An 18,725-nucleotide genomic window follows, 5' to 3' on the forward strand; every position below is an offset into this window, starting at 1 on the left:
TGCTGTGGATGCGACGGGTAGCCAGCTTGGCATCAAGGGTGGCCAATGACAACAAGTACCCACACAAGGACCAATCGTTGATACTAGCAATGCCCTATGATTTTGCGCGTTTTTCGCCGTCCGCAACTGACCAACGCTGATAGCGGTGCAGGCGGTGGCGGTCGTCGTAAAAGTAATACAGGAACGATCTATATCGACGTTGATGACCGTCCTTTACCCACACATAGAACCGTACGCCACGGGCCAGCTTGATGTCGGTGACGGTCATTGTGTCTACTGAGAGGTCTGTGGCAACCCATCCGGCAAGCCCGCCCTTGTTCTGCATGGCGGTCCAGGCTCTGGTTCTTCAGCAACGGCTCGGCGCTACTTCAACCCAGAAGTTTATCGTATTGTTTTATTCGATCAACGCGGTTCGGGCAAAAGCACTCCGCATGCCAGCGAATCGAACGTCGATCTTTCCACCAATACGACAGACCATCTTCTCGCTGATATTGAACGGCTGCGCCGGCATCTCGACATTGACAGATGGTTGGTGCTCGGCGGTTCTTGGGGATCGACGTTGGCACTGGCCCATGCGCAGCGGTATCCTGCCCACGTCACACAAATGGTGCTCTATAGTATCGCGACAACAACTGCTCAAGAAATTGACTGGATGACCCGCGGGGTTGGCATGTTCTTTCCGGAGGCGTGGGAGCGGTTTCGCGATGGTGCTGCCGCAGTGGACTGCGGTGGCAATCTTGCCGAGGCTTATCACCATCTGCTGATGAGTCCTGATCCCGCCGTTCGCGATAAGGCCGCACGCTGTTGGGCTGACTGGGAAATGGCCATCGTAGCGGTGCATTCAAACCACAAGCCACATCCTCGCTGGGAGAACGCTTCATTTCGACTAGGCTTTGCCCGTCTCGTCACGCACTACTGGCGGCACAAGGGATGGCTTGAGGATGGTATTCTGATTCGGAACGCGGGCCTTCTTTCTGGCATTCCCGGTATCTTGATCCACGGCCGCCTGGACATAGGAGGACCGCTGATCACGATCGCCATGTTCACGTCAATGTGCAAATTGGCACGTGGATCGTTATTGAGGGGGAGCCAACGCGGAGGAAAAAGCACGCAGGTGCTGGGTTTAAGCCTGTTTTAGGCGGTGATCCAAAGCGGGCACACCCGCCCGAAGTGCGTTCGTTGCAAGAAGAAGACGAAATGACGAGCGCATTATGAACCTAATTGTGGCCAACGACGGATTCAGGCTCCAATGCCGCCCGTCTAAATTGCTATCTCCGCTCCCGGACTTATGCATCCAGCGCAAATCCATAGAAAGGCACGGTGTTATATCGAGAAAAAGTGCAAGTTTCGGGGTAAGCGTGTGTGTTCTGACAATATCCAATAGAACTTATATTGCTTCGTAATTGTGACATGTTCATCATCTTATCGTGTTAACCATTTTTAACGCACATGATATCACCACTCTATATCGCTTCGTCGCAAAGTCACCGCAGATATATTTTTAATCCCTATATTTAGAGAAAACTTATACGTTGTACTTAAGATTTGTCGGCAAAATATGTCAACTAAGGACATTTTTTAAAAAACCGTAAGCGTAATGATCTAAATCGAAGGATGTACATCATTATAATCCAAGCATAATAACAAACTTATCCAGAGAATTTACTTGACACCAAAGTATATTTATTGGAGCTTCCTCTTCCTATAGGGGGAAATATATCAAATGTGTGTCAGATCGTCTGCGCAACATCGTTTGTGCGATCGATGAGTTGCGTGCCAAGCACCGCAAAATTATTGCGGGTAGTGCCAATGCTTGCGCTGACGATATGTGTCGCTTGTACACCTTCGCTTCAGTCAGGTCCCCAGCGACTAATGCCAGTCTCAGAAGAAACTGCCACCATTAGATCTCAATTCGGTCATGTCGACTTTAGTTCTTACATGGGATTTACCGGGCCAGCGCGAATTGCGTATCGAAACAACCTGATAGCCGCGAGAATGTATGCGATTGACGTGGCGTATACGGCTTATGAAGCATCTTTAACCACCGAGTCACAAACGTTTGGCTTTCTATCCAGCACAGCCGCAAACGCGGCGACAACAACGGCGACTCTGATTACACCGGTTGGCACGAAAAATATACTCACTGGTTCGGCGTCGTTCCTTAATGCGACGACTGCCAACTTCAACGATTCCGTTCTCTTCAAGCAAACAACGCAACTGCTTCAAACGCAGATGCGCGCCAATCGGGCCGCTGTCGCCAGCCTCATAATTCGACGGATGAGGCAGAGCGACAGTGACTACCCGCTTGCATTCGCTTTGTCTGACATCGAGGAATATTACCGAGCAGGCACTCTAACAGGTGGGGTGATAAAAGCCAATGCGACTGTTAGCGCCGCCGAGCAGCTCGCTCAGGACGATAAGGAGGCGGCAATCGTCTACAGTTTGTCCCGTGATAGCGCATCTGTGTTGCTTCGAAACTCCTTGGTCCAAAACGGGAAATATAATGCTGCTCAGGCAGAAAAGCTCAAATCCCTTCTGAAGCGACGAGGGGTCACCGAGCGCTTGGAAATTGTCATTTCAAATCCAACGTATAGCTCAGAAGCGGCGCAACTAGCACGCGATGCCGGGCTGTCAAATTAGGGAGCGGAAAGCTATGCCGGGGCCAGTTGTCGTGCGTGATCTAAGTGCTGAGGAAGCAAATCAATTGAAGGTCATTTTTGAGGGAGAGGGGGCGTCGGTTGTACTGGTTCCGTCGGACTCTGGTAAGTTAACCCTCGTTGCAACCTATCCGGACAAGGATGCGCCTGCGGTAGCGCAAATTGAACCAGATGGTCCGAGCCGGGATATATATCCGCAAGTGAACGGCCTGGTCGAGGACGCCGAAGCGGGGGGAAATTCCTTTAAATCTCAGGCGATTAGCAGAGCGACCAACGAGTGGAACTTTTTTGGAAATCAACAATACGACGTAGACGGCCGAGCGATCAAAATTGGTCGCAAGGAACAGGAAGACGGATTTTATCAGCGGATTGGTGTCTATTGGCTCGACGGGACGGGCACACATGGAGTTGATGGGCTTAATATCGGGATGCCCTGGTCGGCTGCGTTCACTTCTTGGATCATGAAGATGTCGGGTGCCGAAGACAGGTTTCGCTATTCAACCCTTCATGCGGTATTCATCTATCAAGCCATTCGGGATCGTTTAAGTAGTCGTGAAGCGGCTGGTTATTGGGGATGGCGGCTAAACGAACAAAAGCCTGCAGTCGGCGACATAGTGTGTTGGGGACGAGAACCCGGCATCGACTATGACAACCAACAGCAAGGCAATTACCACGGTCACTCGGATATTGTAGTCAGCGTGGAAGCAGACAAGGTCTGGATTATCGGCGGCAATGTCGGGAATTCGGTCACCAAGCGGCCGTTGCCTCTCAGACCTGACGGTTACCTCTTTCCTATCGTGGTGAACGGCGAGAACCTTTTTGCTCTAATGCAATGCAGGATCGACTCGCCAGCAAACTTAGCCACTCCACCAGCAGCGCTGCAAGCAGACGCTATCAGTTTGCCTTCAGGTCGCGATCGCAGCAGCGCAATGCAAATCGCGTGGGGAAAAGTTCTTGATCCAGCGTTAAAGGCAAAGATCATTGAGGTAGCGCAGGGGCTGCAGTGCGATCCCAACCACCTGGTCTCAGCAATGGCATTTGAGACTGGCCAGACATTTTCACCCAAAATACAAAATAGGATAAGTAAAGCGACGGGCTTAATTCAATTCATGCCAACTACTGCGCGAGACCTTGGCACATCCATAGAACAGCTGGCAGGTATGAACGCCGTACGCCAGATGGACTTCGTGGCAAAATATTTTGAGCGCTTCACCGGCAAACTCAGAGGTCTCTCCGACGTATACATGGCCATTCTCTGGCCAGCCGCCGTGGGAGACTCGGATTCGACGACGCTGTTTGCCAGGGGCAGCGTGCAATACTCGCAGAATAGCGGACTGGACGTGAATTCCGATGGCATCATCACGAAGGGGGAGGCTGCTTCAAAAGTGCAGGCAATGCTGGATAAAGGTTTGGGGATGGCGCTGATTGGTTAGTTTAGGCGAGTGAAGGAACAAAGTAATGCCAACATTTACATTAACCCCTGGTACACCGGCAGCAGAAGGCGCTAAAGACCCAGCTCTAGAGGATGCCCCGGAAGACGGGGCAAAACAACCGGATGCCACAAGCGCTTACTCACCGCAGTTGCTGCTTTTGGTGATGTTGCTTCTGTTTTATTGTGGCCCGGTTATCGTTGTCTTCGGCTTTTTTGTCTATTACGTCTTTTTTACCCAGTCGGGCTTGATTGAAGGCGTTATTGTCAACGCGATCAAAACGGTTTCCGCCGATCCCAAGAACTACACCAACACGATAACGCAGATGTTGCTGCCGGTGGCCACGGCACTGACCGCGGTCAATTATCGAAGCATTTTTATGACGAGTTGGTCAGCGGTTTTATTTCTGATTCCGTTGTTGGCTGTTTTTGCGTGCATCGTGAATGCTTTGCTTTTCAGCATCGCTACGTCGAACATCGAGGTACCAGACAGTGAGGCAATCAGCCAGTTCTTTCTCAATACTGCAGGCACCCTCTCAGTTTACGTAATGATGCTTGTTGGTCTCAAGATGGGTGAAGCTCCCCCCAAATCGTAAGGTATGTCATGAAAAAGACGGTTTCGCTTCTGTGGTGCCTCATCGCTTCCTCCATTTTGTTAGCGATCCCGCGCGTAGCTTGGAGTGACGAAATATCACTGAAGGTTTATGCAACCGATACGACTGCTGATGACTCGTTGTGGATTAATAGCGCTTTTGACGCCAAACCGATTGTTGACAAACTGGGTACAAGCCCGATCTCGGTGTCGTTGTCTCCAGACGACATTCAAAAGCAGCCGACACAGATTTTTCTCAAATGGCATGATTCCGAAGAGGCTACTTCAATACCTGTATTCAGTGTCGCCGCGTTCGGCGGCCAGGAGATCGATCTATTTCTATCGCGCCCAATGATAACATCGGAGAATGTCTCGTCGCTCGTGGCGACCCATTGCAACGGTATGCGGCAGAGTTTGCTGCCAACTGCTTTCAGGACGCTTTATATTTGCAGAGCGTCGGCATTGTTTCTGGCCAAGAACGATAAGCCGATGTCGGGGATCTACAAGAGGGCAGTCAATGGCTGGTTTACGGCAAACTATTTCTTATACACGCGCAGCACCAACAAGGTGAGCTTCAGTCCGTATGGCCTCCAAGATGATCTTGTCGACATTCTGAGGGATGTTATACAACACATCGACGTTCAGCACGTCAGTGCTGCTCAGTTCTCTCCGCTGCGCGCGGAAGACATCCGCCAAGCCCTAGAGGAAAAGGACAGTGAAGGGGTGCGGATGGTGGGGCTGGTTCCAAAGCTCATTCAGAACGGTAAGATTGGCGATGCCAAAGCCGTGAATGATCATGCAATCCAAACGTTGAACAAATTGAATTCGGGAAACAGCGCTGTGCAAGGGGTGACGCCGGGCATCCTGATGCGAAATGATGCCTTGATCCGATCCTTCGGTTTCTAAACTAGGATTAAACGACAATCAATTTGTGTCACTCATTTTCCGGTTGAAGTAATAATTCTAGTATAAAATCGAATTGCTGGTGCATAGAGAATACTATCGACTGCCTAGAACACGGGAAACAAATACCAAACTATAACCCGAACAGCATTTTTGGAGTTGAGCCATGTATCGACGCAGTTTTTTGGCGCTTGCCGGAGTAATATATTCGAGTCGGCTTTTCGCAGCATCCGGAAATGCATTTCAAGCATTTGACAACGGCCTCGCCGCGGTTTCCGATATCGACATCCTCAATGCACAGAGGCAGCGCGAATTTGATTTTCGAACGTTCAAGCAAGTTGAAGCTCAGGGCAAGGCTTATCGCCGGCGCTCAAAGCGAAATATTTCAGAGCGGGCCATCGATCTCATCGTGCGTTTCGAGGTATCGGGGCGGGCGGTTTACGAAAGGAAGCTTGTCCACCCGATTTGGCCGAAAGGAAACTCCGGGGTCACCATCGGCGTCGGATATGACATCGGATACGTTAATGCGGCCCAGTTCGCTGAGGACTGGAAGAGCATCATTGATAGTGAAGCCATAGGCCTCCTGCAGACTGTAGCCAATCTCACGGGGGGTAAAGCTAGCGCCGCCCTGCCAACTGTCAAAAGTACAGCAGTGCCGTGGGACGCCGCCATGAAGCAATTCAGAAACTTTCTGCCGTGCGTCATTGCGGAGACCGAAGATGCGTTTCCGAACACCGACAAACTCACAGACAACAGCTTCGGTGCTCTTGTATCGCTTGTCTACAACCGCGGAAGCAAGGTATCTCCAGGCAATGCACGACGAAAGGAGATGTACAACATCCATCAGTTGATGGTTGCGCAAAACTTCTCCGCTATTCCTGGACAGATAACGGCGATGAAGCGTATCTGGGAGGGAGATCCAGCCATGAAGGGGCTTTTGGAGCGGCGCGATTTGGAATCATTCCTGTTCGAAGCTGGTCTAACGACATGAGACAGCGCCTGGTGCTCGCAATCAGCCTATTGTTAAGCGCTCCCGTCCTTGCCGAAGATGGCGGGTTCGGCGGGGCGCCTAGTGGCGGCTTCTCGGGTGGAGGAAGCTTCGGCGGCAGCCCGGGTTTCTCGGGCGGTGGCAATGGAACGACTGCATTTCCCCCGATTGGTGGTTTGCGCCTTGGAACGCCAGGTTTGCAGGGACAGCAATCCAAGTGGAGCAATTTTGAGACCGGCGACTTTAACACGCAGACTTTTCCACCGGGCACGATAACCATCGGTCCGGGTAGTCAGACATTGCCCTTCGACCAGGACATTCCAATCGTGTTGGGTGCGCAAGGAACTGTTTCGATCGATAATAACGGCTTCACCTTGCCGCTGACATGGGAGTCACTTCATAATCTTCGCGCATCCGGCACCACCGTCAGTTTTGGAAACCTTGTTGGCAAATACGTTTCCATTCTTACCGATCCATCAACACCAGTTGATGTCCATGATCCGTTTGGCGGAACTAATGTTCTGCAGGACCGGCTGAAAGGTCTCTGCCTGAATTGCCAGCCTATGGAACCTGAAGCTGGAGTCGCATTTCTTGAAACTCCTTACTCCGACACTACGGGCCTAGGCTATTCCGGAAAGATCCCAACTTTCGTTGTTAGCCCGACTGCTATCGAAAGCGCCAGGATAAAAGGGTGCTCGAAAGCGGTGACGGGATTGCGCACATTCTCCCCAGGTGGCCTTGGAGATAACGCGATCGATGACTTCAATAGGTCCTGCATGTTTGCCAGTGAGGATCTCGGTTCCCTTGAAGTTCTTTCCGACATGCAGGTCGAGACCGTCTCCAAGTGTTCGGCTCTCTACGACGCCTATGCAAAATCCTGCCTGTCGACTCCCACGGCAATCGCGAGCGAAAGGATCGTTAATAGAATTGGCGTTATCGTTGGTACGAGCGGACCGGTATCGCCTGCCCTACTTTGCACGGCGACCCTCATTAATACGAACACCATCGTCACGGCTCGTCATTGCTTCTTGCGGAGCCTTTTACAACAGGTGGATGATGTAACCAACGATTTTACCGCATACTTCCTCCCAAACCCCGGATTGGCGAAAGCAGCAAATCAAATCGTTTCGCCAGACCAAATTGTCGGCGAGGTCTCAAGTGCTGGAGTCGTGTCGAATATACAGTTGCTTGGTAGCCCGCCGGACACATCTAACGATGTAATCTTCGTGAGGCTCGCCGAGAACCTGCCACTCGACCCGACGCTCCACATAAGAGTGGGGCAGATTAGTATGGGTGATCGACTGACGATGGTCGGTTACCACGAATTTCTGGGACGGAGCAATAAACTCCATTCCAGACTCAGCTTCTCGCCCATCCAGTCCGTTTCGCATCTTTTGGAATCAGGCGATTGGGCGACTAATCTTTTTGCCGATGACAGTCCGCTATGTTTCGCTGCATACTCGGATGACTACCAGATCCAGCATCTGTGCCAATCATTCAATGGCACAAGTGGCGCACCACTCTTTTCCGGAGATGTCGCTGATTCAGGAACGAGCGTCGTCACGCTCGTGGCCGTACAGTCATCCGGCGAATTGCATCCCGATGAATTAAAGGGCGATCTTAACATTGCTGCCGTCATCAACCCGACGTTCGCGCCGATTTTCGAGTCCGGCAAATGACTTCGTCTCAGCCTTACCGCATCGACTTGCTTGGCGCAGTGCTTATTTGCATCGTTGTGTTGGTGATCGCTCCACGCGCCCAAGCTTCAAAAATTGTTTCTCAACTTGAGTTGAGCGAGCCTGGTGGCACCTATGACGTGGCACGGATAATCGTGGTTGGGGATGGGTCGTTTATCGCCGTTGGGACAAAGAAGACGCCAAGCTTGGGATACACAGAATATTCTGATGGGTATCTACAGCGTTTCACGAGAGAAAGGGTGCTTTGGACGCGTATTTTCTCAGGACCTGGTGATTCATCATTTTCTTCGGCGGTCAAACTCGATCAGCGCACGCTGGTCGTCGCTGGCTCCGAAAGCCCCGGTCGCCCGATATCACAAAATGACCTCCTCCCAAAGCAAGCCATACTCGCCAAATTTAATATTGAAGGCGGTGAGTTTCTCGGCAAGCTTGGCTTCACGCGCGATACTTGGCGCGTTCGCTCTGACTCCTTCAGCGATATTATCTTGTTGCGCGATGGGTTCATAGTTGTTGGTGCAAGTGGCCAGCAACCTCCGAACGGCATCTTCGGGTCGACAACCACACATCCCTGGATACTGAAACTGGATAAGCAGGGAGCGATTCGTCACGAGGAAATCATTCAAGCACCTGATGATCCCGATTTATGGGACGGTTCAATCGGAGGGATTTCATCGCTCGGAAATAACAGGTTTGCGATTGCGGGGATGTTTGCGACCAATTCGGTCGAGCGTACCTATGCATGGACCAAACTCCTGACCGCCGAGGTGTCCAGCGATGGGATTGCGTCGAGAGTTTCGGTGGCAGATACCTCCGACCCAGACAAGATTATACATCCCCTTCCTATTGGTGCTTATAGGGATCATGTTATCTATATTGACAACGACAGCGACAACGATCGTAACGTCTGGCTTGTCAGCACCTGCGTCGGATGCACACCTGAATGGCAATTTGACGTCCATGATTTTCAGTATGGCCCGCTTTCGATGAGTGGTGAGGTCTTAAGCAACGGCGACGTCGCACTGCTCTTGGGCTTCTATCACCGCCAACCCATATCCACATTGCTTGGATTCGTCAGCGGCGCCGGATCCATGCTCGCTACCCAGACTCTGGTGTTGGTGGACGCTGCTTCCTCGGGTGCGATCGCGGAGCTACCAAACGGCGTAATTCTCGTGGTCCTATCCGAGACCTCCCCCTATACCATGACAAATCAACAGTTACGCGCATTCTTTGTGCAGCGCTGACGCGACCCTATACCTCTGCGCCTAGTGAGGTAACACTATTCCTTGATTTCCGTCCCATTGAATGCAGCGAAGCTGTGCCGTTCAAGGACGGCGACGGCTTGTCAATATTGCCATTGGGCGGGCATCTCTAGAATAGTACTTTGGTCATGATCGGTCGCGGCACTTCCCAATCCGCCACGTCGGGGACGCTCCCCGTATTTTCTAATCACTGCAGTCATGGAAAGGCCTCCCCCATTTGTCTTCCCGACTACGATCGGGGAAGCGAACCAAAAAATACCTCGCAGTGTGGCATCAACTGCCAAGAGCCATCGTTTTCGGAATTGCACACATCGGACGCAAAACGTGAGCCTACAGGACCACGGCAAAAATTAGCTGCATTGGCAGGCCGCGACGACCTTCGCAGCACGCTTCCTAAGGAGGTTTGGCTCTCACCAAATACCCGGGAGAAGCCGCCATCGGACCCGCGCGGCGTAATCCGAATAGCCAGCAAGCTCCACACAAAGAATTCGGTCCTCCGTGATGGTGCGGTAGAGCAGAAACGGCAGGCTAAAGAGACCAACGAGAGAGCAGCCGCAAGCCACGATCCGAGCGCGGTTCGGGCTTGAAAAACGCGAGCATCTCCTTCAACATGGTAGACCGCCCCCCATGACCGGCCCGGCAGCCCTTGGCACTACGTCCATTGTGGGTTCTTAAAATTCCGCGGTTCCGAAGACCGTTCGAATGCTTGTCTAGTCCTGCACCGGCCGAAAGGAATTGCAGTCGGGGCCAGATCCGTCGAAGGAGAGAGAGAGTTTCCATCTTCCTGCTCGCTCGGCGCTCTGCAAGGTTACATGATCTTCTTGCGATCGTCGATCGACGGCCCGATCTCGCCGTCCCGGAGGCGCTCTCGACGTAATTCGATCTGGATCTGTCCGGCAAATCTCTCCGAAGTCCTTCCTGGCCTCGATTGTAACTCGCTCTCCCCATTTGCAAAAACGTTCTCAGGACATTGGCGAATTGCGAGACAGGAATTCAGCAGGATTCGAAAGGCTCCGCATCATGAATCCCCAAGGCGTTTTTCTCGGCAAGTACGAGGCACGCACAATGCCTCATGAGCTTCGGCCATGGATTCAAGCCAAGCTCCCGATCGCGAGTCTCAACTGTCATCATCTGCCGGGAACCCGAATGACAGAGCCTCGGCCCCGCCACTGTTCGTCAGTCGGCGGCGTACCTACACCGCTCAGCCTCATAATGCGATACGCCAATGTTCTGTCGTCGGCGCACCAGAACCCTACCCTTCACGCGAACGCGGGACATCATCAGTGTTGTCACCAATCTTCGGACCGTCCGGTAAAGGCTCTTTCGAAGGCGGTTTCGGAGGTGCCGGGAATGGATCATCGTCCGGCATCGGCAATGGTTCATCCGGCTGCGTGGGGTCTGGTTTGGGCCCTGGAGCAAACCTTGGAAGAAGCCGCTGCTGAACAGCCTCTGCAGCGCGACGGGCGAGGCCTCCTGCACTGATCGTTCCCGATCTGCTCGTCTGGCTTCACGTGCCGAGGCAATTACTTCCCGTTCGGCGCGTTTGGCAATTACAGCAGGGTCGCTCGGTTTTGGCATGGCCCCGAGCTTCTTGAGAAGCTGCTGCTCCTTCGTTTGCGCCGCGGCTGAACGGCGTTCACTCAAATCTTTGTGATTTTCCGGACGATAGTCGTCCTGTGGGGTATGTAATGGCTTTTGCTTCTAAGAACCGATTGCCGATGAAAAAGGCCAGGCACGAGCCTAGCCTTTGTTTTATATTCTATTGCGATGGGCCACCACTGTGGCCATTGCAAGGCTGCCGCTGATTACGCAGCGCTCAACTGATCCGCGGACAACTTGCCCGACTTTTTGTCGCGAACCAGCTCGTAGTTGATTTTCTGACCTTCGACGATTTCGCGCATACCGGCGCGTTCCACAGCAGAAATATGAACGAACGCATCGGTGCCCCCATCATCGGGCTGGATAAAACCAAAACCCTTGGTGGAATTGAACCATTTAACGGTACCAGTGGCCATCGTGAACCTTCCTTGTAGCAACAACACTTGAGCATCGTGCATGATGCCCGCTTCTATCCCGTTTTAAAAGAGAGGTGCGCTGAAGCGTTGACACGCATCAGCGATCCAAAATTAAGGGGGCAGCGATATAGCTCTATGCCTGACCCATCAACTCGTCTAATGCGACAAACCTCATGCTGCCTTATCCCCGATCGGCGAGACATCGGCGATCATGGCTTCTGCCGTGATCAGGAGTCCAGCGATCGAGCCGGCATCCTGCAGGGCCGTTCGAACAACCTTGGCCGGATCGACGATGCCTGCCTCGATCATATCGACATAGAGCTCGGTCTGCGCATTGAACCCCTGATTGGGTTTCGTGCTCTCCAGGAGTGTACCAACCACAATCGAACCCTCGGCACCGGAATTCTCGGCGATCTGTCGGATAGGCGCTTCCAAAGCCTTTAGGACGATCGAGATACCCGCCGTCACGTCAGGATTTGCACCATTGAGAGCCGCCAAAACTGTCTTGGCGCGCAGGAGTGCCACACCGCCGCCCGCGACGATTCCCTCTTCCACCGCCGCACGTGTGGCGTTCAATGCATCGTCGATGCGGTCCTTCTTCTCCTTCACTTCGATTTCGGTTGCGCCACCAACACGGATGACCGCGACGCCGCCGGAAAGTTTCGCCAGACGTTCCTGGAGCTTCTCCTTGTCGTAGTCCGAGGTGGTCTCCTCGATCTGTGCCCGGATTTGCTGGACACGAGCTGCGATACCAGCTTTGTCCCCGGAGCCAGCAACGATTGTGGTGGATTCCTTCTCGATGAGCAGGCGTTTTGCCCGTCCGAGCATATCGATCGTGACGTTCTCGAGCTTGATGCCGAGATCCTCGGAGATCAACTGACCGCCGGTAAGGATTGCGATGTCTTCCAGCATGGCCTTGCGACGGTCGCCGAAGCCTGGAGCCTTCACGGCCGCAACCTTGAGACCGCCGCGCAACTTATTAACGACGAGGGTGGCCAAGGCTTCACCTTCAACATCCTCGGAGATGATCAGCAGCGGGTTTCCGCTCTGGACCACGGCTTCGAGAATTGGCAGCAGCGCCTGAAGGTTGCCGAGCTTCTTCTCGTGCAGAAGGATGTAGGCATCTTCGAGCTCGACCCGCATCTTCTCGGCATTGGTGACAAAATAGGGTGAAAGATAGCCGCGATCGAACTGCATGCCCTCGACGACTTCGAGTTCCGTTTCGGCGCTTTTCGCCTCCTCGACGGTGATCACGCCTTCATTGCCGACCTTTTTCATGGCCTTGGCGATCATCTCGCCCACTGTGGCATCGCCGTTGGCGGCGATTGTGCCGACCTGGGCGATCTCGTCTGACGATTCGACTTTCTTGGCCCGGGCCTGGATGTCCTTGACGACGGCAGCAACGGCAAGGTCGATACCGCGCTTCAAATCCATCGGGTTCATTCCGGCAGCAACGAGCTTCGCCCCCTCGCGCAAGATAGAGGCCGCAAGCACTGTTGCTGTGGTAGTACCATCTCCCGCAAGGTCGTTGGTCTTTGATGCGACTTCGCGGACCATTTGCGCGCCCATATTCTCAAACTTGTCGGCGAGTTCGATTTCCTTGGCGACGGTCACGCCGTCTTTGGTAATGCGCGGTGCACCAAATGAGCGGTCAATGATGACATTGCGGCCTTTCGGACCCAGGGTCACCTTGACGGCGTTGTTCAGGATTTCGACCCCGCGCAGGATTCTGTCGCGAGCGTCGATGGAAAACTTGATTTCTTTGGCAGACATTGTTGATTGGTCCAATTCATTGTTAAAATGAGTAGTGCTGGGTGCGCCTCGCGGGGGGGCGCTACCCGGTCATTTATTTCGTCGCTACGATGCCCATAATATCGGTCTCCTTCATGATCAGGAGATCCTCGCCGTCAATCTTAACTTCAGTCCCGGACCATTTGCCAAAGAGAACAACTTCGCCGGCTTTAACGTCGAGCGAGACCAGTTTGCCGCTTTCGTCGCGGGATCCTGGGCCAACAGAAACAACGGTGCCTTCCTGTGGTTTTTCCTTGGCATTGTCCGGGATAATGATCCCGCCTTTAGATTTCAAATCGCCTTCGGCGCGCCGGATGACGACGCGGTCGTGAAGTGGCCGGAATTTCATGTGGGAACTCTTTCTGTGGCCAGCCCAATGTGGTCCACTCAGCCTTTGTACGCTTATTAGCACTCGAATGATAGGAGTGCTAACGGGTTTGACATACTAGGGGACAATAGCTGTTCCGAATCATTCGATAGGGGGCATTTTCGGAACATAAGCTACAAAAGAATTATTCTTTGGCTAAGGGCCCTAGGAGGGTTGGGAATCTCCTTATCTTTATCCGGATAACTATCTGTAAACGACGCACGAATCGGCTAGCATATGACGCACCATTGGCTGACCTGAATATCAACGATCCCTGAATGGCGGAGGCACCTCCCCCACCGCATAAAATCCCTGCTAACGGGTTTTGGGATGTCGAAAGCACCGGTCTTACTCGATTTGCCAACACCGCGCTTTTATGCGGAGCCAGCAAAGGTCTATTGTGCCAGCGTCCCCGGTGGCGTCAGCCGCAACCAACATTCCTTTCTGCAGAGGCTGCAGCCCAGCGCCCGCATCCTTGAACTGGGCTGCAGTGGCTGCCCTGTCGTCTCAACATGCAAACCCCCGGAAGTTGGTGTCCAACTTTCGGGGGCAGTTCATACTCGGGGGCTCGCACAAAAGTATGGTGCACCAACGACGATGATCTTAGATGGCCTTGACGTCCTTGATGGCCTTTTCGACAGCCGATTTGACCGGTGCGGAGATTTCTTCAATGGCCTTGGTGGCATCGGCCTGGAATTCCTTGGCCTGGCCGGAGATGGCCTCTGCCTGCTTGCGAACGAACGCGCTCTGCAGTTCGATTACTTCACCGAAAGACTTCGCGCCGATCAGGGCTTCGACATGAGCGAAGCTGGCTTCAGTGTTGACGCGGAGCGCAGCCAATGCCTTCAGCGAAAGCGCAGCTGTGTTGGACTGAGCGGTTTCGAAAGTTGTTTCAAGGCTCTTCTGAGCGGCTTCTGCCTGATCCTGAATCTTGGCATAGGCTTCCTTGGACTGAGCAACGCCCTTTTCGGTGATTTGGCGCACCTGTTCGGTTACTGCGGTCGGATCAAACGCGGGGATCGAGAACGCATCAGCAGTCTGTTTTGCCGTCTTGCTCATTGTGAAATCCTCCTGTGAGGCAATCGAACTTTGCCGGTGCCTGGTTGTCTTTCAAGGTTATCGTTTAGTATGATAGCAGGAGTATGACGGATTGCCGAAGTTACACCATTCAGTTGGTGATTAGTCCTATCAGGAATTCCGTTATGTCCGATCTTGATTGGGCCGACGAATCCTAAAATCGGTGCGCTGATGACCCGCAAGGCGAATTCGACTGCAGTTCCTCCCTTTTCGTTGTCTTTGAACGGAAGGTTACCGCACACGTATCACCTGTTCATGACTGAGTTCGCGCGAAACCGGGTATATGTCGAGATCGTAGGGTGCGGTTCACGTCGCTTGCGCCACTCGATTGTTCCGGCGACGACCTGCGAACAACCGCCTTTTCCCGAGAAGTTCCCGAGATAGCGAACCTGTCGCGCTGCAAAAAAAGAGCGCCAGTGAGCAGTGAATCCGCTGTTCCGTTGAACGTGTTTGATCCCCCGACATTCGATCGATCGCCAAAAAACAATATACCCGAATAGACCCCCGACGTTGGTGCGCTAAGTTGAACGGTCGCGTTACCGTTCATACTCACACGCGAGCTTCCTGCCAGACAGATCAGGACCCCTTCCCCCTGGACAAACGCATTTGCGTTTATCTTGAAATCCCCGCCCTTGATAACATAGACGCCGGGAGAAGGCTCACATTGCCGCCCAGTGCAAGCCCACTACAATATGTGCCCGGCTTCAGCGCGCTTGCCTTGGCATTCTGACATGTGGTCGGGACCTGCGGCGCCGGAATATCGGCGAACGGATCAAGGATCTGCCAGTGGGTGAGGAGAAGGCTGCATTCTGCGCGCAATACAAAGCCCCCGACACTAGACAAGTTGCTCGCGGGCGGCTTTTCGGTTATACGGGCCGCCCTCCCCTTCAATCCGAGAAGTATCAATGAAGCCTGCAAAAACATTTGTCGTCGAAGTGAAGAAAAACGGTCGCCGCAGCGTTCAGCGTTATCAAACTTCAATCTGGAATACTGAGGTTTTGAAGGCTGCGACGGAAACTGTCAACGACGAGCAGGACCCGGATTTGATTCCGAATGCCAAAGTTTCATCGACATAATTGCAGAACTCGAGCCTGACGTGCAAATCGGAGTTCGGTAATTGGGTGGTGTCTATTGTGCAGGACGAGAACGCATTCCTTATGTCGAGGCACATCCGGTGCGGGCGCTCCCGGTTGCCTCTTTAACCTGCCCTTGTGGATAGGTGCCATCATCGACCTAAACTTTCACACCAGCAGACATCGATCCAGTTGGTGGTTCTGTTGTTCTGATGGTTTACGTGCAGCCCCGCTATGCGGGCGAATATCGACTGCATGATCGAAGGGGATTCGGACTTCCTCAAGTATCGCGTCATGGCTTGCCGTCGCGCGCATGCCAATCGGGTTCCACGTCTTCTCAGTGCGCATACCATCGGCATTTGCCGGAACCAAGAAAGCACCCGCGCGGGCTTTCTTCGTCCGTCCGCCCCCAGACGATGCACCAGGTTAGCCGGCAATGCCTGTCGAATAGATCGTGCTGCCACTAAGCGACCAACCCTCATCAGTACGTCGAGTTGTTGTGGCGGGAAGGCCACCACGGATCGGTGTTCCAAGCTCTGGCTCAACCCTCAAGGCATTGATCAAAGGACCGTTCTGCGCTGGATCAGCGAGAACACGCCGGACCAGATGCTCCGGCCAGCGTCCGCCAGGCAGCGCCGTAAGGTTGATGTACTGCATAATGAGAATAAGTGCGGTCGATTGTTCGCCCTTGGCGATTTCGCCGATCACAGTCGCAGCATCGGCAAGGCCTGCCCCCGCCCGCCGAACAAGACGGCGAGGTCAGCGCCAGCAATCCGCATTAATTCCTGCAGTTCTGCTGTCTCCCCAACCGTCAGTGCCCGCGTCATTCGTTGCTACTCCGCTGCACTGATCGCTTCAGCCGCCGACTGGCCGACAAATGGGCGCGCTTCTTCAACCGCCTGGGCGATCCGCACATTGATATGTTCGGCAACAATCTTCTGGTCGTGAAAGTCACGATCGACAGCAAAGATCCCCGTCGGGAGCGTATGGCCATAAAGAAGATGAACAGCGGCCGGAGCTGGTGTTCGATAATCAGCGCATGCGATCGCTGCCGCCTGTGGCAGTTAGCACGATTGGTTTGCCCTGCAGGGCGAGCGGTTCGAGCAAATCAATGAAATGCTTATAGCTGCGCTTGTAGGTGGGTGCGCCGTCTGCGCCTATAAACCCCATCATTGACTACTAAATCCCGCAGCGGAGGTTTTTATTTTCCCGATCGGCGGGCAAAAGGTAAAAATCTTCTTTGAACCGATTTTCATCTCGCGCAAGCATGTGTTGCCAAGCGAGTGAGTCCCGTGAAGGCAACGAGGTCCGGTGCGCATCTCCTCCCTTAATACTCCGTACCGGACCTCAGCTTGGCGAGACTTGATTGTTTTGCTCTACGGACCACGTTGGCTCAGGATGTCCAAAGAGCGACAGGAAAGCGGACCGTGGACGGCATGTCTGCCGCCGAAAACCTGATGCTCGCCTGACCATTATGCTGTCAAAAACCAGAGGGACTGCTGGTCCGATTTCTAGCCCTTCTCCGCCAGTCGCGAGGCCGATTTCTACGCGGCGCCCGCCACCCGCGCTATTCGCCCCGCTAGCGCTGGCTCCGTAACCTTCAACGACATTTGCCTGTTTGTGCAGTACAAAGCCAAAGGGACGCTGCCGCCACCGACAAATGGGGCCGTACTTCCTTGAGCCGCAATTCGAACAACTAGGGATCAAGAATGAGTAATCGAGACTTTCGTTCCCGGATTGCCTGCAACGGTCGTGAACGTAGCATCGAGCTGTCTTGCCATCGCATCGACGATGCCCGTGCCCAAGCCGGGTTTTGAGAACCTGGGATCGGAAGAAACCCCGACACCGTCGTCACTTACCGACATCGACCATTTCGTGTCAACGGAACGATAGTCGACGACGATCTTGCCACTGCGATCGCGGGGAAACGCATGTTTGAGAGCATTGATCACCAGTTCGGTGACAATGAGACCGAGACTGACCGACACATTCGCCTTGGCGGCGCTGTCATCGACCGTCACCTCAATCGAGAGCTTTTCGGGATCGTGGATCATTGATGCCCCGAGGCTTTGGCAGAGCTGTGTGAAATACGAGCGGAGGTGAACGTCACCAAGTCTGGAGACCGCAAGCTGTTGTTGGACAGAGGCGATAGACAGCACCCGGCCGTGGGCGGATTGCAGGTGCACGCGGGTTTCCTCGGACTGAACTGCTCGCGCGCTTTGCATGAGGATGCTGGCAATGATTTGCAGGCTGTTGGCAACCCGATGCTGGATTTCCTGCAAGAGAATGGCTTTTTCCCGCAGGAGGTCGTCCTTGAGTTTTTCGGCAAGCCGGGCGTCGGTGACATCTGATACCGATAGAAGAAGTCGAACGCCGTCGGTGTCCCCGTATTGGAGTTTCTGTGCATTGAGCACGAGGCGACGCGGTTCTTGACCGTCACGGGTCAAGTCGATCTCGTAGGCGCGGATATCGGCGCTGCCTGAAGCAGTAGCCTGCAACAATGAAGACAACCGCCGCAAATTCCATTCTCCGCTCCCGAGATCCATCAGTTTCCTATTCGGCACCTTGCCCGGATCAATCTGGAACTCGCGGCAAAAGGATTCACTCGCCGCGATCACCACGAGGTCGCCGTCAAGGAGAAGAAGCGGCGCATTGGACGATGCAACGACCGCCAAGGCAAGGCTCATACCGCCTTCCGGCTGGTCAGTATGGATTGCCATGAAATTTTGTCCTTGTGGGGACCGGAGGCTCGCGGTGCGAAAGCCTTCCCCGGGGTGAACGTTGCTCGCTCCATAGTCCGTCCGAGTGTACGCAAGAAGACAATAGCACAGACTTGATGCCCCGTGCTTTATTTGATACCGCATGAGAGTGAGGAGA

Annotated in this window: 19 protein-coding genes and 1 pseudogene; 10 read left to right on the forward strand and 10 right to left on the reverse strand. The window is 53.6% G+C overall.

The features are described from left to right. Positions 1 to 94 precede the first annotated feature (94 nt). A complete protein-coding gene (locus LB462_RS15840) occupies positions 95 to 325 on the reverse strand; it encodes a hypothetical protein (RefSeq protein WP_224509719.1) in 231 nt (76 codons plus the stop codon). Between LB462_RS15840 and LB462_RS15845 the strand changes: the two genes are divergently transcribed. The 9 genes from LB462_RS15845 to LB462_RS31220 all read left to right on the forward strand — a co-directional run bounded on the left by LB462_RS15845 (position 320) and on the right by LB462_RS31220 (position 11,007). After that, positions 320 to 1,138 carry an alpha/beta fold hydrolase gene (locus tag LB462_RS15845; RefSeq protein ID WP_224509949.1) on the forward strand — a complete coding sequence of 273 codons (819 nt, stop codon included), beginning with the start codon at positions 320 to 322 and terminating at the stop codon, positions 1,136 to 1,138. The two genes, LB462_RS15840 and LB462_RS15845, sit on opposite strands and share 6 nt — an antisense overlap. A gap of 857 nt (positions 1,139 to 1,995) precedes the next feature. Continuing rightward, positions 1,996 to 2,640 (forward strand): hypothetical protein, encoded by a 645-nt coding sequence (locus LB462_RS15850; RefSeq protein WP_224509722.1) that lies wholly within the window; start codon positions 1,996 to 1,998, stop codon positions 2,638 to 2,640. Positions 2,641 to 2,653: 13 nt separating this feature from the next. Continuing rightward, positions 2,654 to 4,090 carry a DUF2272 domain-containing protein gene (locus LB462_RS15855; protein WP_224509725.1) on the forward strand — a complete coding sequence of 479 codons (1,437 nt, stop codon included), beginning with the start codon at positions 2,654 to 2,656 and terminating at the stop codon, positions 4,088 to 4,090. A 25-nt stretch (positions 4,091 to 4,115) separates the two neighbouring features. Further along, complete coding sequence (locus LB462_RS15860; RefSeq protein WP_224509728.1) at positions 4,116 to 4,682, forward strand: hypothetical protein; 567 nt, start codon at positions 4,116 to 4,118, stop codon at positions 4,680 to 4,682. Positions 4,683 to 4,690: 8 nt separating this feature from the next. Beyond that, the gene (locus LB462_RS15865; RefSeq protein ID WP_224509731.1) at positions 4,691 to 5,584 is read left to right on the forward strand and encodes a hypothetical protein; all 894 of its coding nucleotides are present in this window, start codon (positions 4,691 to 4,693) and stop codon (positions 5,582 to 5,584) included. A 163-nt stretch (positions 5,585 to 5,747) separates the two neighbouring features. After that, complete coding sequence (locus LB462_RS15870) at positions 5,748 to 6,572, forward strand: glycoside hydrolase family protein (protein WP_224509734.1); 825 nt, start codon at positions 5,748 to 5,750, stop codon at positions 6,570 to 6,572. Positions 6,573 to 6,766: 194 nt separating this feature from the next. Next, positions 6,767 to 8,248 (forward strand): trypsin-like serine peptidase, encoded by a 1,482-nt coding sequence (locus LB462_RS15875; RefSeq protein ID WP_224509737.1) that lies wholly within the window; start codon positions 6,767 to 6,769, stop codon positions 8,246 to 8,248. Continuing rightward, positions 8,245 to 9,507, forward strand: a complete 1,263-nt coding sequence (locus tag LB462_RS15880; RefSeq protein WP_224509740.1) for a hypothetical protein — start codon at positions 8,245 to 8,247, stop codon at positions 9,505 to 9,507. The genes LB462_RS15875 and LB462_RS15880 overlap by 4 nt, the downstream gene beginning before the upstream one ends. Positions 9,508 to 10,875: 1,368 nt before the next feature. Then, a complete protein-coding gene (locus tag LB462_RS31220; RefSeq protein ID WP_255626669.1) occupies positions 10,876 to 11,007 on the forward strand; it encodes a hypothetical protein in 132 nt (43 codons plus the stop codon). 42 nt (positions 11,008 to 11,049) lie between these two features. Here LB462_RS31220 and LB462_RS31560 read toward each other — a convergent pair. The 5 genes and pseudogenes from LB462_RS31560 to LB462_RS15905 all read right to left on the reverse strand — a co-directional run. Beyond that, a pseudogene (locus LB462_RS31560) lies at positions 11,050 to 11,169 on the reverse strand (DUF6481 family protein); the annotation flags it as partial. Between the two features lie 161 nt (positions 11,170 to 11,330). Further along, complete coding sequence (locus tag LB462_RS15890; RefSeq protein WP_106666230.1) at positions 11,331 to 11,540, reverse strand: cold-shock protein; 210 nt, start codon at positions 11,538 to 11,540, stop codon at positions 11,331 to 11,333. 171 nt (positions 11,541 to 11,711) lie between these two features. Beyond that, positions 11,712 to 13,313 (reverse strand): chaperonin GroEL, encoded by a 1,602-nt coding sequence (gene groL, locus LB462_RS15895; RefSeq protein WP_224509742.1) that lies wholly within the window; start codon positions 13,311 to 13,313, stop codon positions 11,712 to 11,714. 73 nt (positions 13,314 to 13,386) lie between these two features. Next, complete coding sequence (locus LB462_RS15900) at positions 13,387 to 13,680, reverse strand: co-chaperone GroES (protein ID WP_224509745.1); 294 nt, start codon at positions 13,678 to 13,680, stop codon at positions 13,387 to 13,389. 621 nt (positions 13,681 to 14,301) lie between these two features. After that, positions 14,302 to 14,757 (reverse strand): phasin, encoded by a 456-nt coding sequence (locus LB462_RS15905; RefSeq protein ID WP_224509748.1) that lies wholly within the window; start codon positions 14,755 to 14,757, stop codon positions 14,302 to 14,304. A gap of 923 nt (positions 14,758 to 15,680) precedes the next feature. On the opposite strand from LB462_RS15905, the gene LB462_RS15910 reads away from it, so the two are divergent. Further along, on the forward strand, positions 15,681 to 15,851 hold the full coding sequence (locus tag LB462_RS15910; protein ID WP_224509751.1) for a hypothetical protein: 171 nt from the start codon (positions 15,681 to 15,683) through the stop codon (positions 15,849 to 15,851). Between the two features lie 423 nt (positions 15,852 to 16,274). On the opposite strand, the gene LB462_RS15915 is transcribed toward LB462_RS15910, so the two are convergent. The 4 genes from LB462_RS15915 to LB462_RS15925 all read right to left on the reverse strand — a co-directional run bounded on the left by LB462_RS15915 (position 16,275) and on the right by LB462_RS15925 (position 18,568). Further along, positions 16,275 to 16,556 (reverse strand): hypothetical protein, encoded by a 282-nt coding sequence (locus tag LB462_RS15915; RefSeq protein ID WP_224509753.1) that lies wholly within the window; start codon positions 16,554 to 16,556, stop codon positions 16,275 to 16,277. Then, positions 16,553 to 16,675, reverse strand: coding sequence for a hypothetical protein (locus LB462_RS31225; RefSeq protein ID WP_255626674.1), 123 nt, complete (start codon positions 16,673 to 16,675; stop codon positions 16,553 to 16,555). The genes LB462_RS15915 and LB462_RS31225 overlap by 4 nt, the downstream gene beginning before the upstream one ends. A gap of 205 nt (positions 16,676 to 16,880) precedes the next feature. Then, positions 16,881 to 17,021: a hypothetical protein gene (locus tag LB462_RS31565; RefSeq protein ID WP_370637189.1), complete on the reverse strand. Its 141-nt coding sequence runs from the start codon at positions 17,019 to 17,021 to the stop codon at positions 16,881 to 16,883. Between the two features lie 530 nt (positions 17,022 to 17,551). After that, positions 17,552 to 18,568, reverse strand: coding sequence for a sensor histidine kinase (locus LB462_RS15925; RefSeq protein ID WP_224509756.1), 1,017 nt, complete (start codon positions 18,566 to 18,568; stop codon positions 17,552 to 17,554). Positions 18,569 to 18,725: the final 157 nt, after the last annotated feature.

It is taken from the genome of Phyllobacterium chamaecytisi (assembly GCF_020164455.1).
In the GTDB taxonomy this organism is placed as follows: domain Bacteria; phylum Pseudomonadota; class Alphaproteobacteria; order Rhizobiales; family Rhizobiaceae; genus Phyllobacterium; species Phyllobacterium chamaecytisi.